At 53.7% G+C, this 21,972-nt stretch carries 18 protein-coding genes; all 18 read left to right on the top strand.

Annotated elements, in window-relative coordinates:
• Window positions 1-35 precede the first annotated feature (35 nt).
• The 18 genes from D6C13_RS09165 (at window position 36) to ftsA (ending at window position 21,913) form a co-directional block, all read left to right on the top strand.
• A complete protein-coding gene (locus D6C13_RS09165; RefSeq protein ID WP_120132478.1) occupies window positions 36-1,832 on the top strand; it encodes an AMP-dependent synthetase/ligase in 1,797 nt (598 codons plus the stop codon).
• 420 nt (window positions 1,833-2,252) lie between these two features.
• Entirely contained in the window at window positions 2,253-3,971 is a 1,719-nt protein-coding gene (gene ilvI, locus D6C13_RS09160) for an acetolactate synthase 3 large subunit (protein WP_120132477.1), read from the top strand.
• A 2-nt stretch (window positions 3,972-3,973) separates the two neighbouring features.
• Complete coding sequence (gene ilvN / locus D6C13_RS09155) at window positions 3,974-4,465, top strand: acetolactate synthase small subunit (RefSeq protein WP_120132476.1); 492 nt, start codon at window positions 3,974-3,976, stop codon at window positions 4,463-4,465.
• Between the two features lie 167 nt (window positions 4,466-4,632).
• Window positions 4,633-5,637: a catabolite repressor/activator gene (gene cra / locus D6C13_RS09150; protein ID WP_120132475.1), complete on the top strand. Its 1,005-nt coding sequence runs from the start codon at window positions 4,633-4,635 to the stop codon at window positions 5,635-5,637.
• Window positions 5,638-6,345: 708 nt separating this feature from the next.
• Window positions 6,346-6,804 (top strand): division/cell wall cluster transcriptional repressor MraZ, encoded by a 459-nt coding sequence (gene mraZ, locus D6C13_RS09145; protein ID WP_120132474.1) that lies wholly within the window; start codon window positions 6,346-6,348, stop codon window positions 6,802-6,804.
• Window positions 6,805-6,806: 2 nt separating this feature from the next.
• On the top strand, window positions 6,807-7,748 hold the full coding sequence (gene rsmH / locus D6C13_RS09140; RefSeq protein WP_120132473.1) for a 16S rRNA (cytosine(1402)-N(4))-methyltransferase RsmH: 942 nt from the start codon (window positions 6,807-6,809) through the stop codon (window positions 7,746-7,748).
• Entirely contained in the window at window positions 7,745-8,065 is a 321-nt protein-coding gene (gene ftsL, locus D6C13_RS09135; protein ID WP_120132472.1) for a cell division protein FtsL, read from the top strand. The genes rsmH and ftsL overlap by 4 nt, the downstream gene beginning before the upstream one ends.
• Before the next feature lie 27 nt (window positions 8,066-8,092).
• Entirely contained in the window at window positions 8,093-9,856 is a 1,764-nt protein-coding gene (locus tag D6C13_RS09130; RefSeq protein WP_120132471.1) for a peptidoglycan glycosyltransferase FtsI, read from the top strand.
• Entirely contained in the window at window positions 9,843-11,330 is a 1,488-nt protein-coding gene (gene murE, locus D6C13_RS09125; RefSeq protein WP_120132470.1) for a UDP-N-acetylmuramoyl-L-alanyl-D-glutamate--2,6-diaminopimelate ligase, read from the top strand. The genes D6C13_RS09130 and murE overlap by 14 nt, the downstream gene beginning before the upstream one ends.
• The gene (gene murF, locus D6C13_RS09120) at window positions 11,327-12,688 is read left to right on the top strand and encodes a UDP-N-acetylmuramoyl-tripeptide--D-alanyl-D-alanine ligase (RefSeq protein WP_120132469.1); all 1,362 of its coding nucleotides are present in this window, start codon (window positions 11,327-11,329) and stop codon (window positions 12,686-12,688) included. Before murE ends, murF begins: the two co-directional genes overlap by 4 nt.
• A complete protein-coding gene (gene mraY / locus D6C13_RS09115) occupies window positions 12,682-13,764 on the top strand; it encodes a phospho-N-acetylmuramoyl-pentapeptide-transferase (protein ID WP_112286949.1) in 1,083 nt (360 codons plus the stop codon). Before murF ends, mraY begins: the two co-directional genes overlap by 7 nt.
• Window positions 13,765-13,766: 2 nt before the next feature.
• Complete coding sequence (gene murD / locus D6C13_RS09110; protein ID WP_120132468.1) at window positions 13,767-15,083, top strand: UDP-N-acetylmuramoyl-L-alanine--D-glutamate ligase; 1,317 nt, start codon at window positions 13,767-13,769, stop codon at window positions 15,081-15,083.
• A 5-nt stretch (window positions 15,084-15,088) separates the two neighbouring features.
• Window positions 15,089-16,291: a cell division protein FtsW gene (ftsW, locus tag D6C13_RS09105; RefSeq protein WP_425272708.1), complete on the top strand. Its 1,203-nt coding sequence runs from the start codon at window positions 15,089-15,091 to the stop codon at window positions 16,289-16,291.
• Complete coding sequence (gene murG, locus D6C13_RS09100; RefSeq protein WP_120132466.1) at window positions 16,288-17,355, top strand: undecaprenyldiphospho-muramoylpentapeptide beta-N-acetylglucosaminyltransferase; 1,068 nt, start codon at window positions 16,288-16,290, stop codon at window positions 17,353-17,355. Before ftsW ends, murG begins: the two co-directional genes overlap by 4 nt.
• Before the next feature lie 78 nt (window positions 17,356-17,433).
• Window positions 17,434-18,909, top strand: coding sequence for a UDP-N-acetylmuramate--L-alanine ligase (gene murC / locus D6C13_RS09095; protein ID WP_120132592.1), 1,476 nt, complete (start codon window positions 17,434-17,436; stop codon window positions 18,907-18,909).
• Complete coding sequence (locus D6C13_RS09090) at window positions 18,902-19,822, top strand: D-alanine--D-alanine ligase (RefSeq protein ID WP_120132465.1); 921 nt, start codon at window positions 18,902-18,904, stop codon at window positions 19,820-19,822. Before murC ends, D6C13_RS09090 begins: the two co-directional genes overlap by 8 nt.
• A 1-nt stretch (window position 19,823) precedes the next feature.
• Window positions 19,824-20,660, top strand: coding sequence for a cell division protein FtsQ (gene ftsQ / locus D6C13_RS09085; protein WP_120132464.1), 837 nt, complete (start codon window positions 19,824-19,826; stop codon window positions 20,658-20,660).
• Entirely contained in the window at window positions 20,657-21,913 is a 1,257-nt protein-coding gene (gene ftsA, locus D6C13_RS09080) for a cell division protein FtsA (protein ID WP_009634688.1), read from the top strand. The genes ftsQ and ftsA overlap by 4 nt, the downstream gene beginning before the upstream one ends.
• Window positions 21,914-21,972: the final 59 nt, after the last annotated feature.

Genomic DNA, 21,972 nt, shown 5'->3' with positions numbered 1-21,972 from the left:
TATCTGATTGCACTGGACGCCGGTATAGACGCTCAATGAATCCAACCTTAAATGACTACCATCTGATCACCCGTTTTCGCCAGCAAGTTATCAGCCGTGCTGAAAATATCGCATTCCGTGAATGGTCGCCTGTGGCAGAAAGCGCGCTCACCTGGCGTGAGCTTGGGGAAAAAGTCGATGCGCTGTCCGACGTTTTACTGCAGGAAAACGTGGGTGTTCAGGAACGGATCGCTATTTGCGGAAATAACTCCATCGCCTGGGCGATGACCGATCTGGCGATTTTGCAGTTACGTGCCGTCACTGTACCCGTGTATGCGACCAATACGCCCGCGCAGTCAGCCTATGTGCTTAATGACGCTGATATCCGTATTTTGTTCGTTGTCGGACAGAGTCAATACGATGCGGCGGTGGCATTGCGTGAATTGTGCCCGCAGCTGAAGCATATTTTTGTGCTCGATAACGACGTGGATTTACGTGGTGTGCCCATTGCCCGGCATGTTTCAGGCATTGTTCCTCAGGACCACGCTCTGGCGGCTGAACGTGAGGCGCGGGTTAACGCCTGCCAGCTCAGCGACCTCTTTACGCTGATTTACACCTCGGGAACCACGGGTGAAGCGAAAGGCGTGATGCTGGATTACATCAGTATGGCGACGCAGCTTAAGCAGCATGAAAAACGCCTGAGCATTTCTGACCGCGATGTTTCGCTATGCTTCCTGCCCCTGGCTCATGTTTTTGAGCGCGCCTGGAGTTTCTTCGTCATGCACTGCGGCGCGCAGAATGTTTTCCTGCGTGAAACCGATCTCGTGCGCGATGCATTGCAGGCGGTGAAACCGACGGTGATGTGCGCCGTTCCGCGTTTCTATGAAAAAGTCTTCAGCGCCATTCACGACAAAGTGGCCCGTGCCGGAAGCATCAAAAAACGGCTGTTTCACTGGGCCGTCGCGCAGGGCAAAGAGAAGTTTCTGACTGAACGCCGTAAAGCGCGTTATCCCTTCTGGCTTTTGGTGTCGCACTTTATCGCGGATAAGCTGGTGCTGAAAAAACTGCGCAATCTGCTGGGCGGCAATTTACGCTTTCTGCCGGCAGCGGGCGCCAGTCTGGACGACAACGTGATTCTGTTTTTCGAATCGCTTGGTTTGAAAATCAAATACGGTTATGGCCTGACCGAAACCTGCGCGACCGTCACCTGTTGGGAAGAGAACGATTTCCGCTTCGGTTCGGTCGGTACAGCGTTACCCGAGATTGAAGTGCGTATTGGCGAAGAGAACGAGATCCAGGTCCGCGGGCCGACGCTGTTGCGCGGTTATTTCAATAAGCCCGGGGAAACGGCGGCCAGTTTTACCGCTGATGGCTGGTTTAAAACCGGCGATGCCGGGAAAATGGACGCCGAAGGCAATGTGTTTATCACCGAACGGCTGAAGGATCTGATGAAGACCTCGGGCGGCAAATACATCGCGCCGCAGCGCATCGAAGGCACGCTGGTACAGGATCGTTATATTGAGCAGGCGGCGGTTATCGCCGATGAACGTCATTTTGTTTCGGCGCTGATTGTTCCTGATTTTGATGTGCTGAACGCTTACGCGCAGAATCACCATATCGATTATCTCAACCGCACCGGTCTGGTTAAAAACGAGCAAATCATTTCACTTTTTGCGCATCAGCTTCGCGAGATACAGCACGAGCTGGCCGGTTTTGAGCAGGTGAAAAAATTTGTGCTGCTGACCAAGCCTTTCACGATGGAAGACGGCGAGCTGACGCCGACGCTCAAGCTGCGACGCAAAATAATCTTCAGCCGTTACCAGAAAGAAATCGACCAACTGTATCGCGAGTAATTCCTTCCCGAACTGTTTCCCGTTTTCCCTGCACAATCACCGGCGAACATGTGTCTGCCGGTTCATCCTCATTTTTACGCCCGTCACGGACATAATTTAATACTGTAATTTTTCGGGCCTTCCTGATATTTCTGACTGGTTGTTACGCTCAGGCAGTGTTTTGTGCCGGGCAGAAGAATGAAGGCAGTGCGAGCCGATATAACGACATTTACTGACTCTTTTTGGCGTTTGCCTGACTCAGATTCTGACGCTAAGGTACTGAGTTAGATTCGTGAACGCCAATAAGAACAGCAGGGTTTTTTAATCCCGATAGAAAGTCCTAAAATTCAGCGATTTACCCGTAAGTCGTTGCCTGATAGAACAGCTAGCTGAAATAAAAAGTCATCCTATAGAAGAAGCAAAAAGCCTGGAGGCAAAACCATGGAGATGTTGTCAGGAGCCGAGATGGTCGTCCGGTCGTTAATCGACCAGGGCGTTAAGCACGTATTCGGTTATCCCGGCGGAGCGGTGTTGGATATCTATGATGCCCTGCATACGGTCGGTGGGATAGATCATGTGCTGGTGAGACATGAACAGGGTGCTGTTCATATGGCTGACGGTTATGCGCGCGCCACGGGTGACGTGGGCGTGGTGCTGGTGACTTCCGGTCCCGGCGCAACCAATGCTATCACCGGTATTGCCACGGCTTATATGGATTCCATTCCGCTGGTGGTGCTATCAGGCCAGGTTCACAGTTCACTCATTGGGTATGACGCGTTCCAGGAATGCGACATGGTGGGGATCTCCCGCCCGGTGGTGAAACACAGTTTTCTGGTAAAACGCGCGGAAGATATTCCGACTGTACTGAAAAAAGCGTTTTATCTGGCGTCTACCGGCCGTCCTGGTCCGGTGGTGGTCGACTTGCCAAAAGACGTGGTAAATCCGCAGGTCAAACTCCCTTACGCCTATCCTGAACAGGTTGCGATGCGCTCCTACAACCCGACGGTGCAAGGTCATCGCGGGCAAATGAAACGCGCCGTGCAAACCTTACTGGCGGCTAAAAAACCGGTGCTGTACGTCGGCGGTGGTGCGATCAATTCTGAGTGTGATGCTGAGTTGCTCCAGCTGGCAGAGAAACTGAATCTGCCGGTGACCAGTTCCCTGATGGGGCTTGGCGCTTTCCCGGGCACTCATCGTCAGAGTCTGGGCATGCTGGGTATGCACGGCACTTACGAAGCCAATATGGCGATGCACAACGCGGATCTGATTTTCGGCGTGGGTGTGCGCTTCGACGACCGTACTACTAATAATCTGGCGAAATACTGCCCGAATGCGACGGTCATGCACATTGATATCGACCCGACGTCAATCTCCAAAACCGTGAATGCGGATATCCCGATTGTCGGCGACGCGAAACAAACATTGGTTCAGATGCTGGAACTGCTGGCGCAAAGCGATGAGAAGCAGGAATTCGATGCACTTCGCGACTGGTGGCAAAATATCGAAAACTGGCGTGGGCGTGAATGCCTGAGCTATGACAAAAATACCGGCACCATCAAGCCTCAGGCGGTTATCGAAACATTGCACCGTCTGACCAAAGGCGAGGCCTATGTGACGTCCGACGTCGGCCAGCATCAGATGTTTGCTGCGCTGTATTACAAATTCGACAAGCCGCGCCACTGGATCAACTCCGGCGGTCTGGGCACGATGGGCTTTGGTCTGCCAGCCGCGCTGGGTGTGAAACTCGGCCTGCCGGATGAAACGGTGATTTGCGTAACCGGTGACGGCAGTATTCAGATGAACATTCAGGAACTGTCGACTGCGCTGCAATACGATTTACCGGTGATCGTGGTGAACCTGAACAACGGTTACCTCGGCATGGTGAAGCAGTGGCAGGACATGATTTACTCCGGTCGCCATTCCCAGTCCTACATGCAATCGCTGCCTGATTTCGTGAAACTGGCTGAAGCTTACGGCCACGTGGGTATTGCAATCCGCACGCCGGATGAGCTGGAAAGCAAACTGGCGCTGGCGCTGGAACAGAAAAATCGTCTGGTATTTGTGGATATCAGCATAGATGAAACAGAACACGTTTACCCGATGCACATCCGTGGCGGTGCGATGGACGAAATGTGGTTAAGCAAAACGGAGAGGACCTGATCATGCGCCGGATTTTATCAGTATTACTGGAAAACGAATCGGGCGCGTTGTCCCGCGTAGTCGGCCTGTTCTCTCAGCGTGGCTACAACATTGAAAGCCTGACCGTAGCACCGACGGACGATCCAACTCTGTCGCGCATGACCATTCAGACCGTCGGTGATGCCAAGGTGCTCGAGCAAATCGAAAAGCAGCTACACAAGTTGGTGGACGTGCTGCGTGTGACTGAACTGGTGCAGGGCGCTCACGTTGAGCGTGAAATCATGCTGGTGAAGGTGCAGGCATCCGGTTATGGCCGTGAAGAAGTGAAACGTTCCACCGAGATTTTCCGCGGGCAGATTGTGGATGTTACCCCAACGCTTTACACCGTTCAGCTTGCGGGAACCAGTGACAAGCTTGACGCATTTTTAGCCAGCATTCGCGACGTAGCTGAAATTGTCGAAGTGGCACGTTCCGGCGTAGTCGGTGTTTCGCGTGGCGATAAAATCATGCGTTAAAGCGTAAATAATCAGCAAGATGTAACTTTTGTTTGCTCACTGAAAGCCCGACTTTGACGTCGGGCTTTCTTTTTTGCGAATCAGGTGAAGCGATTCGGTAAAACACCTTGCCCGGCAGGGGCTTCTGCGGTTAGATAAAGCATTATCTTTATTAAGGGGTTTGCTCAGTGAAGCTGGATGAGATCGCGAGGTTAGCGGGCGTTTCGCGTACCACTGCCAGTTATGTGATTAATGGCAAGGCGAAACAGTATCGTGTCAGCGATAAGACAGTCGAGAAAGTCATGGCTGTCGTGAAGGAACATAACTATCACCCGAACGCGGTGGCAGCGGGTTTGCGCGCTGGTCGTACCCGCTCTATTGGTCTGGTGATCCCTGATCTGGAAAACACCAGCTATACCAAAATTGCCAATTTCCTTGAGCGTCAGGCCCGTCAGCGCGGCTATCAGCTGCTGATCGCCTGCTCTGAAGATCAGCCTGATAATGAAATGCGTTGCATCGAACATCTTCTGCAACGTCAGGTCGATGCGATCATTATTTCCACGTCTTTGCCACCGGAACATCCATTCTATCAGCGCTGGGCGAACGATGATTTTCCGATCATTGCGCTTGACCGCGCCCTGGATCCTGAGCATTTCATCAGCGTGGTCGGGGCCGATCAGGAAGACGCCCTGATGCTGGCGCAGGAGCTGCGGACATTTCCTGCTGAATCGGTACTCTATCTTGGCGCACTGCCAGAGTTATCAGTGAGTTTCCTGCGCGAACAGGGATTCCGTCAGGCATGGGCTGAAGATCCCCGTCAGCCAAAATATTTGTATGCGAATGCGTACGATCGCGAATCGGCTGCCGTCGTTTTTGCCGAATGGCTGAAAACCAACCCCATGCCGCAGGCGTTATTTACCACCTCATTCCAGCTTTTGCAGGGCGTGATGGACGTTACGCTGAAAACGGAAGGGCGTTTGCCGGTCGATCTGGCGATTGCCACCTTCGGCGATAACGAGCTGCTCGATTTCCTCGAATGTCCGGTTCTGGCGGTAGCGCAGCGTCACCGCGATGTGGCTGAACGCGTGCTGGAGCTGGTGCTGGCCTGTCTTGATGAGCCCAGGAAACCGAAAGCAGGGCTGACCCGTATCCGCCGCAACCTGTTCCGTCGTGGACGTCTGAGTCGTAAATAAATCCCTGACGGGTATTCATCCTGATTGCCCGTCGCTCCCCTTCGCAGCAGCGCGTTTATCATGAACGAATAATGGTTCTTGCCAGTTCTGTTAATCGCATGTGAAGAATCCCATATAAGTTCCGCGGTTAATTTAGGAGCATTCTCAGCCTGCTGAATTATTAACAAATATTTTCGCCTTTCTTTTGCTGATATAAACCTGCCAATCAATTTCTAAAATACGTTAATGTTGCCTGCAAAAGTGCTGTAGAATTCCCCGCTTAATTTCCTGGGATCAGTGTTTGCCTCTGTTCTTATGGTTTTTAACAATCCTTAAAACGCCTGTGTCATGCGGGTTGGCATTAAAAATGATGATGATTTAGCAGTGATAGCCTGAAAAAAAGTAAAGACGATTTTTCTTAGGGCTAAAAGGTTAAGAAATGAGAGTTAGATAGCAGAAGAATATAAATAGTTAAATAATGTTCAGTTTGGCTTTTTTTTAAACGAAATTATTAACCCTCCGAAATTTCTTCAACTAATCATGACGTTATTTTCTATTCCGCCTCTAAAACACCTCCCACCATTGCGCTGCATTTTCGTGTGCCTGCGTAAATATTGCCAAACCGCCTCTGCTCTGGCTTGACAAGGTTTTAAAACCATCCGTAAACTCTTTTCTGTGGGAATTTGTGGGGGAAAGTGGTGAAAAGGGTCACAGAGGGGTAGATCGGGCATGTTTCGTGGCGCGACGTTAGTTAACCTCGACAGCAAAGGGCGACTTGCCGTACCCACCCGTTATCGGGATTTGCTGAGCGAAGAATCGCAAGGTCAAATGGTTTGCACCATAGACCTCCATCACCCATGTCTCCTCCTTTACACCCTCCCTGAGTGGGAAGTTATTGAACAAAAATTGTCCCGTCTGTCGAGCATGAATCCCGTAGAGCGCCGTATTCAGCGCCTGTTACTCGGGCATGCCAGTGAATGTCAGATGGATAACGCCGGGCGCCTGCTGATTGCAACGACATTGCGACAGCACGCCGGGCTCGCAAAAGAAGTGATGCTGGTTGGGCAGTTCAATAAGTTTGAACTGTGGGATGAACAGACCTGGTATCAACAAGTTAAGGAAGACATCGACGCTGAACAATCGTCTCAGGAACCGCTTTCTGACCGATTACAGGACTTGTCATTATAAGCATGGTTGAAAACTACAAACACACTTCCGTTTTGCTGGATGAAGCCGTTAACGGCCTCAATATTCGTCAGGACGGCATTTACATAGACGGAACTTTTGGCCGCGGTGGCCACTCACGTCTGATTCTGTCCCAGCTTGGGCCGGACGGACGCTTGCTGGCGATTGACCGTGATCCACAAGCGATCAAAGCCGCAGAATCCATTGATGATCCTCGTTTTTCGATTGTTCACGGACCTTTTTCCGATCTCGCGGATTATGTGCGTGATCGCGGTCTGGAAGGCAAGATCGACGGCGTATTACTGGACTTAGGCGTTTCCTCTCCGCAACTCGACGATCCTGAACGTGGATTCTCGTTCATGCGCGACGGGCCTCTGGATATGCGTATGGATCCGACCCGTGGCTATTCTGCTGCTGAATGGCTGATGAAAGCCGAAGCCGAAGACATTGCCTGGGTGTTGAAAACGTTCGGTGAAGAACGTTTCTCCAAACGCATTGCGCGCGCGATCGTCGAACGCAACCGTGAGTTGCCGATGACGCGGACCAAAGAGCTGGCTGATCTGATCGCCAATGCCTCGCCGGTTCGTGAAAAGCATAAGCACCCGGCCACGCGCAGCTTCCAGGCTATCCGTATTTACATCAACAGCGAGCTGGAAGAAATCGAACGCGCGCTGGATGGCACACTGGAAATTCTGGCACCTGAAGGGCGTTTATCGGTCATCAGCTTCCACTCGCTGGAAGACCGCATTGTGAAGCGTTTTATTCGCCAGCACAGTCGTGGCGCGCAAGTGCCAGCAGGTATCCCGATGACCGAAGCGCAAATCGCTGAGCTCGGCGGTCGTTCACTGAAATCCGTCGGCAAAATGATGCCTACTGAGGCTGAAGTGGCGGAAAACCCACGCGCCCGCAGTTCCGTTTTGCGTTTTGCTGAGAGAACGACAGCGTGATAGGCAACGAACGCCACGGATTAGTGGGAGTGATCGCCAGCGATATCCTTCGCAACGGTAAAATTCCCCTGATTCTCCTGATCGCCGTTTTGGTCAGTGCGGTTTTAGTCGTTACCACTGCTCACCGTACGCGCTTGCTGACGGCTCAGCGTGAACAATTAGTACTGGAACGGGATGCGCTGGATATCGAATGGCGCAACCTGATCCTGGAAGAGAATGCCCTCGGCGATCACAGCCGGGTAGAACGCATCGCAACGGAGAAATTGCAGATGCAGCACGTTGATCCATCTCAAGAAATTATTGTGGTTCAGCCTTAAAATGCGCACGGAGAATACAGGCAGCTAATGAAAGCAACACGCACCGCGAAGTTAAAGCGTCCAGAAGATCAAGCCAGCTTTATCAGCTGGCGTTTTGCGTTGTTGTGCGCCTGCATCCTGCTGGCATTGGTTGGCCTGATGTTGCGTGTGGCCTATCTGCAGGTGATTAATCCAGACAAACTGGTCAGAGAAGGGGACCTGCGTTCCCTGCGCGTGCAAACCATTCCGACCTCACGTGGCATGATAACCGACCGTTCCGGCCGCCCTCTGGCGGTCAGCGTGCCGGTCAATGCTATCTGGGCAGACCCGAAAGAAATTAACGATCGCGGCGGTATCACCGTCGATACCAAATGGAAAGCGCTGGCTGATGCGCTGAACATGCCGCTTCCCCAGCTTTCCGCCCGCATCAACGCCAATCCCAACGGACGCTTCGTTTATCTTGCCCGTCAGGTTAACCCTGCCGTTGGCGAATATGTCCATAAGCTCAAACTTCCGGGGATTTCCCTGCGTCAGGAATCGCGCCGCTACTATCCGGCCGGACAGGTGACGTCGCATGTTATCGGCGTGACCAACATCGACGGCGAAGGTATTGAAGGCGTTGAGAAGAGTTTTGACCGCTGGCTGACCGGTAAACCGGGCGAACGTACCATTCGTAAAGACCGCTTCGGTCGCGTCATCGAAGATATTTCAACCGTCGACAGTCAGGCTGCGCACAATCTGGCGCTGAGCATCGACGAGCGTTTGCAGGCGCTGGTTTACCGCGAACTCAATAATGCGGTGGCGTTTAACAAAGCTGAATCAGGTACCGCCGTGCTGGTGGATGTTCAGACCGGTGAAGTGCTGGCGATGGCCAATAGCCCTTCTTACAACCCAAACAACATGCCGGATACGCCGAAAGATGTGATGCGTAACCGTGCGATCACCGACATTTTTGAACCGGGTTCTACAGTGAAACCGATGGTGGTGATGACGGCACTGAAAAACGGCGTGGTGCGTGAAAACAGCGTGCTGAACACCCTGCCGTACCGGATTAATGGTCATGAGATTAAAGATGTTGCGCGTTATGCGGAGCTATCCGTGACGGGCATCTTGCAGAAGTCGAGTAACGTCGGTGTTTCACGACTGGCGTTATCGATGCCATCCGCTGAGCTGGTAGATACTTACTCGCGATTCGGATTGGGAAAACCGACCAATTTGGGGCTGGTTGGAGAAAGCAGTGGCATATACCCTAAAAAACAACGGTGGTCTGACATAGAGAGGGCCACCTTCTCTTTCGGCTACGGGCTAATGGTGACACCTCTCCAGCTAGCGCGAGTCTACGCAACGATCGGCAGCATGGGCATTTATCGCCCATTGTCGATCACGAAAGTTGATCCGCCGGTCTCCGGCGAACGTATTTTCCCTGAACCGCTGGTGCGCACCGTCGTACACATGATGGAAAGCGTGGCACTGCCTGGCGGCGGCGGCGTGAAAGCTGCGATCAAGGGTTACCGCATCGCGATTAAAACCGGTACCGCGAAGAAAGTCGGTCCCGACGGTAAATACGTCAACAAATACATTGCCTATACCGCCGGCGTTGCGCCAGCAAGCAATCCAAGATTTGCGCTTGTAGTGGTTATTAACGATCCGCAAGCAGGGAAATATTACGGTGGGGCCGTTTCCGCACCGGTGTTTGGCGCCATTATGGGCGGCGTGTTGCGCACCATGAACGTCGAACCGGATGCGCTGACTGCCGATGAAAACGCAGACATAGTGAATAATCAAAAAGAGGCTTCAGGTGGCAGATCGTAATTTGCGCGACATCTTAGCGCCCTGGGTGAGTGATGCCCCGGCGGTAGCGCTAAAAGACATGATTCTGGACAGTCGCGTTGCGGCTGCCGGCGATCTGTTTGTCGCGGTTTCAGGCCATACCAGTGACGGGCGTCGTTTTATTCCCCAGGCAATTGCCCAGGGCGTCGCTGCCGTCGTGGCCGAGGCAAAGGGTGAACAAGAGCACGGAACGGTCTGCCAGATGCATGGTGTACCGGTCATTTATCTCGAAGATCTCAATGCTCTGCTGTCAGAACTGGCGGGACGTTTTTACCAGCAGCCGGGCAAAGCATTACGTCTGGTGGGCGTAACAGGCACCAATGGCAAAACCACTACCACACAGCTGCTGGCGCAGTGGAGCCAGTTACTGGGCGAAACCAGCGCAGTGATGGGCACCGTGGGTAACGGTTTGCTGGATAACGTGATACCGGCGGAAAACACTACCGGTTCAGCCGTGCAGGTTCAGCACATTCTGGCTGACCTGGTGAAACAGGGCGCAACTTTTGCCGCGATGGAAGTTTCTTCCCACGGGCTGGTTCAGCACCGTGTCGCCGCATTACCGTTTGCCGCTGCGGCATTCACCAACCTGAGCCGTGATCATCTTGATTATCACGGTGATATGCAGAGTTACGAAGAGGCCAAATGGCAGCTTTTCTCCTCGCATCAGGTCGGCCAAAAAATCATTAATGCTGACGACGACGTCGGGGCGCGCTGGTTAGCGAAAACGCCTGATGCCGTGGCCGTCAGTATGGAAGACAAGATCCCGGCAGGCTGGAAAGGCCGCTGGCTGGTGGCGCGTAGCGTGAATTATCACGATAACGGCGCCACCGTAAATATCGATTCAAGCTGGGGCGAAGGTAAGTTCGACAGCCGCCTGATGGGCGCTTTCAACGTCAGCAATTTGCTGGTTGCGCTGGCAACGCTGCTTTCCCTGGATTATCCGCTGGCGCAATTACTGGCAACGGCTTCTCAGCTGCAACCGGTTTGCGGTCGCATGGAAGTCTTCAATGCACCGGGTAAACCTACCGCGGTGGTTGATTATGCCCATACGCCAGACGCGCTGGAAAAAGCGCTGGCGGCAGCCCGTCTGCATTGCCGTGGCACGCTGTGGTGTGTGTTTGGTTGCGGCGGTGATCGCGATAAAGGTAAACGTCCGCTGATGGGCGGTATTGCTGAGCAATTTGCCGACCGTGTGATCGTCACTGATGACAATCCGCGCAGCGAAGAGCCTCGCGCTATCGTCGCGGATATTCTGGCCGGTCTGCTGGATGCCGGACGCGCACAGGAAATTCATGGTCGTGCAGAAGCTGTCACCAGCGCGATTATGCAGGCCAAAGAAGAAGACGTGGTGCTGATTGCCGGTAAAGGGCATGAAGATTATCAGCTGGTCGGTAATCAGCGTCTGGATTATTCAGACCGCGTGACAGTCGCCCGTTTGCTGGGGGTGATCGCATGATCCGCGTTTCCCTGCAAACTCTGGCGGATGCGCTCAACGCTGAGCTCACCGGCACAGACACCCAAATCGACAGCGTGACCACGGATACCCGTCAGGTCACCGAAGGCTGTTTGTTTATCGCGCTGAAAGGCGAGAAATTCGATGCTCACGATTTTGCGGCTGATGCTGTAAAAGCCGGAGCAGGGGCTTTGCTGGTGAGTAAGCGCTTACCGGTAGACGTTCCGCAATTAGTGGTGGCTGACACCCGCATCGCTCTCGGGCAACTGGGTGGCTGGGTGCGCCAGCAGGTTCCTGCGCGCGTAGTGGGCCTGACCGGTTCTTCCGGCAAGACGTCTGTGAAAGAGATGACGGCGGCAATTTTGCGTGAGTGTGGCAACGTGCTTTACACCGCAGGCAATTTTAATAACGACATCGGCGTTCCGCTCACCTTGCTGCGCCTGACCGCAGAACATGATTTTGCCGTCATCGAAATGGGCGCGAATCATCTTGGTGAAATCGCCTATACCACTGAGCTGGCACAACCTGAAACGGCACTGGTGAATAACCTGTCAGCCGCGCATCTGGAAGGCTTTGGTTCTCTGGCTGGCGTGGCTCGTGCGAAAGGCGAAATTTTTGATGGTCTGCCGGATAACGGCATTGCTGTGATCAACGCAGATAATAACGACTGGGCGAACTGGCAGCACAAGCTCAGCGGTAAAAGGGTCTGGCGTTTCTCCCCGGCTTTCGGTGAAGGCATCGACTTCAGTGCGACTGACGTCAAAATCAGCCCGCTGAATACCGCGTTCACCCTGCATTCTCCTCTGGGCAGCATTGACGTTTCGCTGCCGGTTCCGGGGCGTCACAACATCGCTAACGCACTGGCTGCGGCTGCACTGGCAATGTCTGTCGGTGCATCGGCGCAGAACGTGCGTGCCGGTCTGTCGACCCTGCAATCTGTGAAGGGGCGTTTATTCCCGATAGCACTTTGCGAAGGCAAAACCCTGCTTGATGACAGCTACAACGCCAACGTCGGTTCCATGACAGCCGCTGCACAGGTGCTGGCAGAAATGCCGGGCTACCGCGTGATGGCGGTGGGTGATATGGCGGAGCTCGGTGCAGAAAGCGCAAGCTGTCACCGTCAGGTTGGCGAAGCCATCCGCGACGCAGGTATCGACAAAGTATTCAGTATTGGCCATGACAGCCGCATCATCAGTGATGTCAGCGGATGTGGTGAGCATTTAGAGGATAAGGCAGCCCTGACGGCCCGTTTAACGAGCTTACTGTCTGAACACGCGGTAATTACCGTTTTGATTAAAGGTTCACGTAGTGCCGCAATGGAGCAGGTAGTACGCGCGTTACAGGAGAATGCAACATGTTAGTTTGGCTGGCCGAACACTTGGTCAAATATTATTCCGGCTTCAACGTCTTTTCCTATCTGACGTTTCGCGCCATTGTCAGCCTGCTGACCGCTTTGTTCCTGTCGCTGTGGATCGGGCCTCGCATGATTGCCCGTCTGCAAAAAATGTCTTTCGGTCAGGTTGTCCGTAACGACGGCCCGGAATCACATTTCAGTAAACGCGGTACGCCAACGATGGGCGGCCTGATGATTCTGGCGTCCATCACCATTTCGGTACTGATGTGGGCGTATCCGTCCAACCCGTACGTGTGGTGCGTGCTGTTTGTTCTGATTGGCTACGGCATCGTGGGCTTTATCGATGACTACCGCAAAGTGGTCCGTAAAGACACCAAGGGCCTGATTGCCCGCTGGAAATACTTCTGGCAGTCAGTTATCGCGCTGGCCGCAGCTTTCACCATGTACGCCATTGGTAAAGACACGCCGGCGACTGAGCTGGTGGTGCCTTTCTTTAAAGACATCATGCCGCAGCTCGGTCTGATGTACATCCTGCTGAGCTACTTCGTTATCGTGGGAACCAGTAACGCCGTCAACCTGACCGATGGTCTGGACGGTTTGGCGATCATGCCAACGGTCTTCGTCGCAGCAGGCTTTGCGCTGGTGGCATGGGCGACCGGTAATATGAATTTCGCCAGCTATTTGCACATCCCTTATCTGCGTCATGCGGGGGAACTGGTTATCGTGTGTACGGCGATTGTCGGCGCAGGGCTTGGGTTCCTGTGGTTTAACACCTATCCGGCACAAGTCTTCATGGGCGACGTCGGCTCTCTGGCTCTGGGCGGTGCGCTGGGTACTATCGCCGTGCTGCTGCGTCAGGAATTCTTACTGGTGATTATGGGCGGTGTGTTCGTGGTCGAAACACTGTCGGTCATCCTGCAGGTTGGGTCCTTTAAGTTACGTGGGCAGCGCATTTTCCGTATGGCGCCTATCCATCATCACTACGAACTTAAAGGCTGGCCGGAACCGCGCGTCATCGTGCGCTTCTGGATTATTTCGCTGATGCTGGTGCTGATTGGCCTGGCGACTCTGAAGGTACGGTAATTATGGCTGACTATCAGGGTAAAAAAGTGGTCATCATCGGGCTGGGTCTGACCGGCCTGTCTTGTGTTGATTTCTTTGTTGCACGGGGCGTGATGCCGCGTGTCATTGATACCCGCGTCAGCCCGCCAGGACTCGATAAACTGGCGGATAACATTGAGCGTCACCTGGGTTCGCTCAACGAAGACTGGCTGCTGGATGCCGATTTAATCGTTTCCAGTCCGGGCGTTGCGCTGGCGACACCGGCACTGAGCGCGGCTGCTGAGGCTGGTGTGGAAATTGTCGGTGATATCGAGCTGTTTTGCCGTGAAACGCAAACGCCAGTTGTCGCTATCACCGGTTCTAACGGTAAGAGCACTGTCACCATGCTGGTGGGCGAAATGGCGAAAGCGGCGGGCTGGCGTGTTGGTGTAGGCGGCAATATCGGCCTGCCGGTGCTGAGCATGCTGGGCCACGAATACAGTCTGTTTGTGCTTGAGCTTTCCAGCTTCCAGCTTGAAACCACATATAGCCTTCACGCGGCGGCGGCGACCATTCTGAACGTGACGGAAGATCATATGGATCGCTATCCGTTTGGTTTGCAGCAATACCGTGCGGCAAAACTGAAAGTGTATGAGAACGCTGCGCTTTGTGTCGTTAACGCAGACGATGCGCTGACTATGCCGGTGCGTGGCGCAGATAAACGTTGTGTGAGCTTTGGTGTCGATGTGGGTGATTACCATCTGACCCGTCAGCAGGATGATATCTGGCTGCGTGTTCATGGCGAAAAAGTCCTGAACACCAGTGAAATGCCGCTGACTGGCCGCCACAACTACACCAATGCGCTGGCGGCTCTGGCGCTGGCGGATGCGGTGGGTATTCCTCATGCGTCCAGCCTGAAAGCGCTGACCACCTTTACCGGTCTGGCTCACCGTTTCCAGATAGCCTGGCATCATAACGGCGTGCGCTGGATTAATGATTCCAAAGCCACCAACGTGGGCAGCACCGAAGCGGCGCTGAACGGGCTACAGGTTGATGGAACGCTGCATCTCTTGCTGGGTGGCGACGGTAAATCTGCCGATTTCGCGCCACTGACGCGTTATCTGCAGGGCGATAATCTGCGTATTTATTGCTTTGGCCGTGATGGTGCCGAACTTGCACAGCTGCGTCCTGATGTTTCCTCACTGTTTGAAACGATGGAACAGGCGATGTGTGAAATCAGTAAGCATGTGGCTTCCGGCGACATGGTTCTGTTATCTCCGGCATGTGCGAGTCTGGATCAGTTCCGCAGTTTTGAACAACGTGGTGATGTCTTTACCGCGCTGGCGAAGGAGCTGGGCTGATGCGGTTGCGTATTCCGGGGCTGAGCCTCGTCGGAAAATTTAATGACTGGGTGATGGGGGTAAAGGAAAACGACTCCGTCACGCTGGTGCTGTACGACCGGACTTTATTGTGGCTGACCTTTGGTCTGGCGATCGTGGGTTTTGTGATGGTGACGTCGGCCTCCATGCCTATCGGTCAGCGTCTGGCAGACGATCCGTTTTTGTTTGCTAAACGTGACGCCATTTATCTCGGTCTGGCTTTTGGTTTATCGCTGGTGACGCTTCGGGTGCCGATGGCAGTCTGGCAGAAGTACAGCAATGTTCTGCTGCTGCTTTCGGTGGTGATGCTGCTGGTGGTTCTGGTGGTCGGCAGTTCGGTCAACGGGGCCTCGCGCTGGATTTCACTCGGGCCGTTGCGTATTCAGCCTGCTGAATTCTCAAAGCTTTCGCTGTTTTGCTATCTCGCCAGTTATCTGGTGCGCAAGGTGGATGAAGTGCGCAGCAACTTCTGGGGCTTTTGCAAGCCGATGGGCGTGATGGTCGTGCTGGCCGTTTTACTGCTGGCTCAGCCTGACCTGGGCACCGTCGTTGTACTGTTTATTACCACGCTGGCGATGTTATTCCTGGCGGGGGCGAAAATGTGGCAGTTCCTGGCCATCATCGGTTCCGGTGCGTTTGCGGTTGTGCTGCTGGTTCTTGCCGAACCGTACCGTATGCGCCGTGTGACTTCGTTCTGGAACCCGTGGGCCGATCCGTTTGGCAGCGGCTACCAGTTAACCCAGTCGCTGATGGCATTTGGCCGTGGTGAATTCTGGGGGCAGGGCTTAGGAAATTCAGTACAGAAACTGGAGTATTTACCGGAAGCGCATACCGACTTTATCTTCTCCATTCTGGGTGAGGAGCTGGGGTATTTCGGTGTGGTTTTGGCCCTGTTGATGGTATTCTTCGTCGCTTTTCGCGCGATGTCCATCGGACGTCGTGCGCTTGAGATTGATCAGCGTTTTTCCGGATTTTTGGCCTGCTCAATTGGCGTGTGGTTTAGCTTCCAGGCGCTGGTCAATGTCGGGGCTGCGGCGGGGATGTTGCCGACCAAAGGTCTGACGCTGCCGCTGATCAGTTACGGTGGTTCGAGCCTGATCATTATGTCGACGGCAATCGTGTTATTGCTGCGAGTGGATTTTGAAACGCGGCTGGCAAAAGCCCAGGCGTTTGTAAGGAGTGCCCGATGAGTGGCAATACCCGGCGTTTAATGGTGATGGCTGGCGGTACCGGCGGGCATGTGTTCCCAGGGCTGGCTGTGGCGCATCACCTTATCGCGCAAGGTTGGGAAGTTCGCTGGCTGGGTACAGCAGACCGGATGGAAGCGGATCTTGTGCCTAAACATGGCATCGACATTGATTTCATTAAAATCTCAGGATTACGTGGGAAAGGTCTGAAAGCGCAACTCACCGCCCCGATTCGCATATATCATGCGTGGCGTCAGGCGAAGGCCATCATGAAACGCTTTCAGCCCGATGTGGTGTTGGGCATGGGCGGATACGTTTCCGGCCCGGGCGGTCTGGCGGCATGGTCACTGGGTATTCCGGTGGTGTTGCACGAACAAAATGGCATTGCGGGCATGACTAACAAAGGTCTGTCGCACATTGCTACCAAAGTATTGCAGGCGTTCCCCGGTGCTTTTTTGAAAGCGGATGTGGTGGGAAATCCGGTGCGCACCGATGTGCTGGCGCTGGAGTTGCCAGAAACGCGCTTAGCCGGACGTGAAGGCCCGATCAGAGTCTTAGTGATCGGTGGCAGTCAGGGCGCACGGGTACTTAATCAGAGCATGCCGGAAGTGGCGGCACTGATGGGCGATAAAATCACGCTGTGGCATCAGGTCGGTAAAGGTGCGCTGGAGTCAGTGAATCAGGCTTACGAAAAAGCCGGTCAGACTCAGCACAAGGTCACCGAATTTATTGATGACATGGCAGCAGCTTATGCCTGGGCGGATGTGGTGGTTTGTCGCTCCGGCGCGTTAACGGTCAGTGAAATTGCTGCCGCAGGTTTGCCGGCCATTTTTGTGCCCTTCCAGCATAAAGACCGCCAGCAGTACTGGAACGCATTGCCGCTGGAAAAAGCGGGTGCTGCAAAGATTATTGAGCAGAAGGATTTTAGTGCCGCAGCCGTCGCTGATCTGATGGCCGGATGGGACAGAACCCATCTGATGGAAATGGCAAAGGCCGCGCGTGGGGCCGCTATTCCTGATGCGACAGAGCGTGTCGCCGCAGAAGTGGTTGCCGCCAGCAAAAAATGAAATTGAACGGGCCACGCAGTGTGTGGTCCCAGCCGTAAGAAACGGATTAATCAGTAACCTGAAATAGTGAATAAAAACGTGAATACACAACAATTGGCGAAACTGCGTACCTTCGTGCCCGAGATGCATCGTGTCCGGCACATTCACTTTGTTGGCATCGGTGGTGCCGGCATGGGTGGTATCGCCGAAGTGTTGGCAAACGAAGGCTATCAGATCAGTGGGTCTGACCTGGCACCGAATCCGGTAACACAGCAACTGACGGCTTTGGGCGCGACGATTTATTTTAATCACCGCCCTGAGAACGTGCTGGATGCCAGCGTAGTCGTGGTATCGACGGCGATTTCTTCCGATAACCCGGAAATCGTTGCCGCCCGCGAAGCGAGAATACCTGTGATCCGCCGCGCGGAAATGCTCGCTGAGCTGATGCGTTTTCGTCACGGTATCGCAGTGGCAGGTACGCACGGCAAAACGACGACCACGGCGATGGTCACCAGTATTTATGCCGAAGCGGGTCTGGATCCGACTTTCGTGAACGGCGGACTGGTTAAAGCGGCGGGGACACATGCGCGTCTGGGTTCCAGCCGTTTTCTGATTGCCGAAGCTGATGAAAGTGATGCGTCGTTCCTGCATCTGCAACCGATGGTGGCGATTGTGACCAACATCGAAGCGGACCATATGGATACTTATCAGGGTGACTTTGAAATCCTGAAGCAGACGTTCATTAATTTCCTGCACAACCTGCCATTCTACGGACGTGCAGTGATGTGCATTGATGATCCGGTGATCCGCGAGCTGATCCCGCGCGTTGGCCGTCATATGACGACGTACGGTTTCAGCGAAGACGCCGATGTGATTATCGAAAATTACCGTCAGGTCGGCGCGCAGGGCCACTTTACCGTCCGCCGTCAGGACTTGCCGCTCATCAGCGTTACGCTGAATGCGCCAGGTCGTCATAATGCCCTGAATGCCGCAGCCGCCGTGGCCGTTGCGTCAGACGAGGGGATCAGTGATGACGCTATTCTTCGCGCACTGGCAGGTTTCCAGGGAACAGGACGTCGTTTCGATTTCCTGGGCGACTATGCGCTGGATAACGTGAATGGCAAAACCGGCAGCGCAATGCTGGTTGATGACTACGGCCATCACCCGACGGAAGTGGATGCGACGATCAAAGCGGCACGTGCTGGCTGGGCGAACAAGCGTCTGGTGATGATTTTCCAGCCGCACCGTTACACGCGCACCCGTGATTTGTACGACGATTTCGCCAATGTGTTGTCTCAGGTTGATGTGCTGATCATGCTGGATGTGTATCCGGCCGGAGAAGCGCCAATCCCGGGAGCAGACAGCCGCTCGCTGTGCCGCACCATCCGTGCACGCGGGAAACTGGATCCGATTTTGGTTTCTGATATTGAAGCCGTGCCGGAAAGTCTGGCGCAGATCCTCGAAGGTGACGATTTAGTTCTGGTTCAGGGCGCCGGTAATGTCGGCAAAGTGGCCCGTAAATTGGCTGATCAAAAGCTGCAACCAGTAAAGAAAGGTGAAGAACATCATGTCTGAGAAAGTAGCGGTATTGTTGGGTGGTACTTCCGCAGAACGCGATGTGTCATTACAGTCCGGCGCTGCGGTGCTGGCTGGCTTACGTGAATCCGGCATTGATGCGCACGGTATCGATACCAAAACGTTTAATGTGGCGCTTCTTAAACAAGAAGGCTTTAGCAAAGTATTCATCGCACTGCACGGTCGCGGTGGCGAAGACGGTACATTGCAGGGCTTACTGGAACAAATTGGCCTGCCTTATACCGGCAGCGGCGTGATGGCGTCTGCGCTGACCATGGATAAATTCCGCACCAAGCTGGTGTGGCAGGCATTAGGTTTACCGGTCGCCCCGTTTGTGACACTGCATCGTTCACAAATTGAAGAAGCAGGGCAGGGCGCTCTGGCGGCAAAAATCGCCCAATTAGGTCTGCCGGTGATCGTTAAACCGAGCCGCGAAGGTTCCAGCGTCGGCATGAGCAAAGTGACAACTGAAAAAGAGTTGCTGCCAGCCCTGCAGGAAGGCTTCCGTCATGACGATAACGTACTGATCGAAAAATGGCTGAGCGGCCCGGAATACACGGTCGCCATCGTGGGTGACGAAGTGATGCCATCCATTCGCATTCAGCCAGCCGGAATATTTTATGACTATCAGGCAAAATATCTGTCTGATGAAACACAATATTTCTGCCCAAGCGGTTTAAGTCAGGAGCAGGAACAACAGTTATCTGCGCTGGCATTACAGGCCTATCAGGCGCTTGATTGCAGCGGCTGGGGACGTGTTGACGTGATGCAAGACAGCGACGGCAGCTTTAACCTGCTGGAAGTGAATACGTCGCCCGGCATGACCAGTCACAGTCTGGTGCCGATGGCAGCCAAACACGCCGGGTTAAGTTTCCCGCAGCTCGTTTCCCGTATTCTGGCACTGGCGAACTGATATGTCTCAAGCCGCCCTGAATACCCGAGAGCGTGAGACGGTCGAAAACAACGGCCGTCGCAGTAACGGTGGCCAGCTGGCAGGGATCGTGTTTCTGTTGTTGGTAGTAGGTACGATTTTATGGAGTGCGTGGGCCGTAGTTGGCTGGATGCAGGATGCGAACCGGTTGCCGTTGTCCCAGTTAGTGGTTACAGGGGACCGTCATTACACGACCAACGATGATATTCGTCAGGCGATCCTGTCTTTAGGGGCTCCGGGAACGTTCATGACGCAGGATGTAAACGTCATTCAGCAGCAGATTGAGCGTTTACCCTGGATAAAACAGGTCAGCGTCCGTAAGCAATGGCCGAATGAATTGAAGATACACCTGGTGGAGTATGTGCCGGTCGCACACTGGAATGATTTGCATATGGTGGATGCCGATGGCAAATCTTTCAGCATACCCGCTGAGCGTGTGGTCAAACAGAAAATGCCGTTGCTTTACGGTCCGGAAGGCAGCGAACAGGATGTTTTGCAGGGCTTTCAAACAATGAGCCAGGCGCTGGCCGCCGGTAAGTTTACGTTGAAAGCAGTGGCAATGAGTGCGCGTCACTCGTGGCAGTTAACTCTGGATAATGACGTCCGGCTGGAATTAGGAAGAGATGACCGGATGGGACGTTTACAACGTTTTATCGAGCTCTACCCGCGATTCCAGCAACAGGCAGATGCCGATAAGAAACGCATCACTTATGTCGATTTACGTTATGACAGCGGTGCGTCGGTAGGTTGGGCGCCAGAGTTTATTGACCAGCAAAACAGTAATCAGCAACAGAATCAGGCACAGGCTAAACAACAATGATCAAGTCGACGGACAGAAAACTGGTAGTTGGGCTGGAGATCGGTACGGCAAAGGTCGCCGCATTGGTGGGGGAAGTTCTGCCCGATGGCATGGTCAATATTATCGGCGTGGGCAGTTGCCCATCCCGTGGCATGGACAAGGGTGGCGTGAATGATCTGGAATCGGTGGTGAAATGCGTTCAGCGCGCCATCGATCAGGCTGAACTGATGGCTGATTGCCAGATTTCCTCTGTTTACCTTGCTTTGTCTGGTAAACATATCAGTTGTCAGAATGAAATAGGGATGGTTCCTATTTCAGAAGAGGAAGTCACGCAGGAAGATGTAGAGAACGTGGTGCATACCGCAAAATCGGTACGCGTGCGTGACGAGCATCGGGTTCTGCATGTGATCCCTCAGGAATATGCCATCGATTATCAGGAAGGGATCAAAAATCCGGTGGGACTTTCCGGCGTGCGTATGCAGGCTAAAGTTCACCTGATCACCTGCCATAACGACATGGCGAAGAACATTGTTAAAGCGGTAGAACGCTGCGGCTTAAAAGTGGACCAGCTTATTTTTGCCGGTCTGGCAGCCAGTTATGCCGTTCTGACCGAAGATGAACGTGAATTAGGTGTCTGTGTGGTCGATATTGGTGGTGGAACCATGGATATCGCGGTTTATACCGGCGGCGCACTACGTCATACTAAGGTCATCCCTTATGCAGGGAACGTGGTCACCAGCGACATCGCTTATGCGTTTGGTACACCACCGACCGACGCCGAAGCGATCAAAGTTCGCCACGGTTGTGCATTAGGATCGATTGTCGGCAAAGACGAAAACGTCGAAGTGCCGAGCGTAGGTGGACGTCCACCACGCAGTCTGCAACGTCAGACACTGGCTGAAGTTATCGAGCCACGCTACACAGAATTGCTGAATTTAGTGAACGACGAAATTTTGCAATTGCAGGAGCAGTTACGTCAGCAAGGCGTAAAACATCATCTGGCCGCGGGTATTGTTCTGACAGGCGGTGCAGCACAAATTGATGGTCTGGCAGCCTGTGCGCAGCGGGTATTCCATACCCAGGTGCGTATCGGGCAACCCCTGAACATCACCGGGCTGACAGATTATGCGCAGGAACCTTACTACTCAACGGCTGTAGGGCTGCTGCACTACGGGAAGGAGTCTCACCTGAGTGGTGAGGCCGAAGTGGAAAAACGCGCCTCAGTGGGCAACTGGTTCAAACGAATCAACAGCTGGCTGAGAAAAGAGTTTTAATGGTTTAACAACGGGATCATGCTGTTAAGGTTTTTGATCCCGACGCGACAGGCACAAAA

Origin of the sequence: Rahnella woolbedingensis (assembly GCF_003602095.1) — a bacterium.
Taxonomy (GTDB): Bacteria; Pseudomonadota; Gammaproteobacteria; order Enterobacterales; family Enterobacteriaceae; genus Rahnella; species Rahnella woolbedingensis.
The sequence above is the reverse complement of the archived record's forward strand: the minus strand, read 5'-3'. Positions and strand labels throughout refer to the sequence as shown.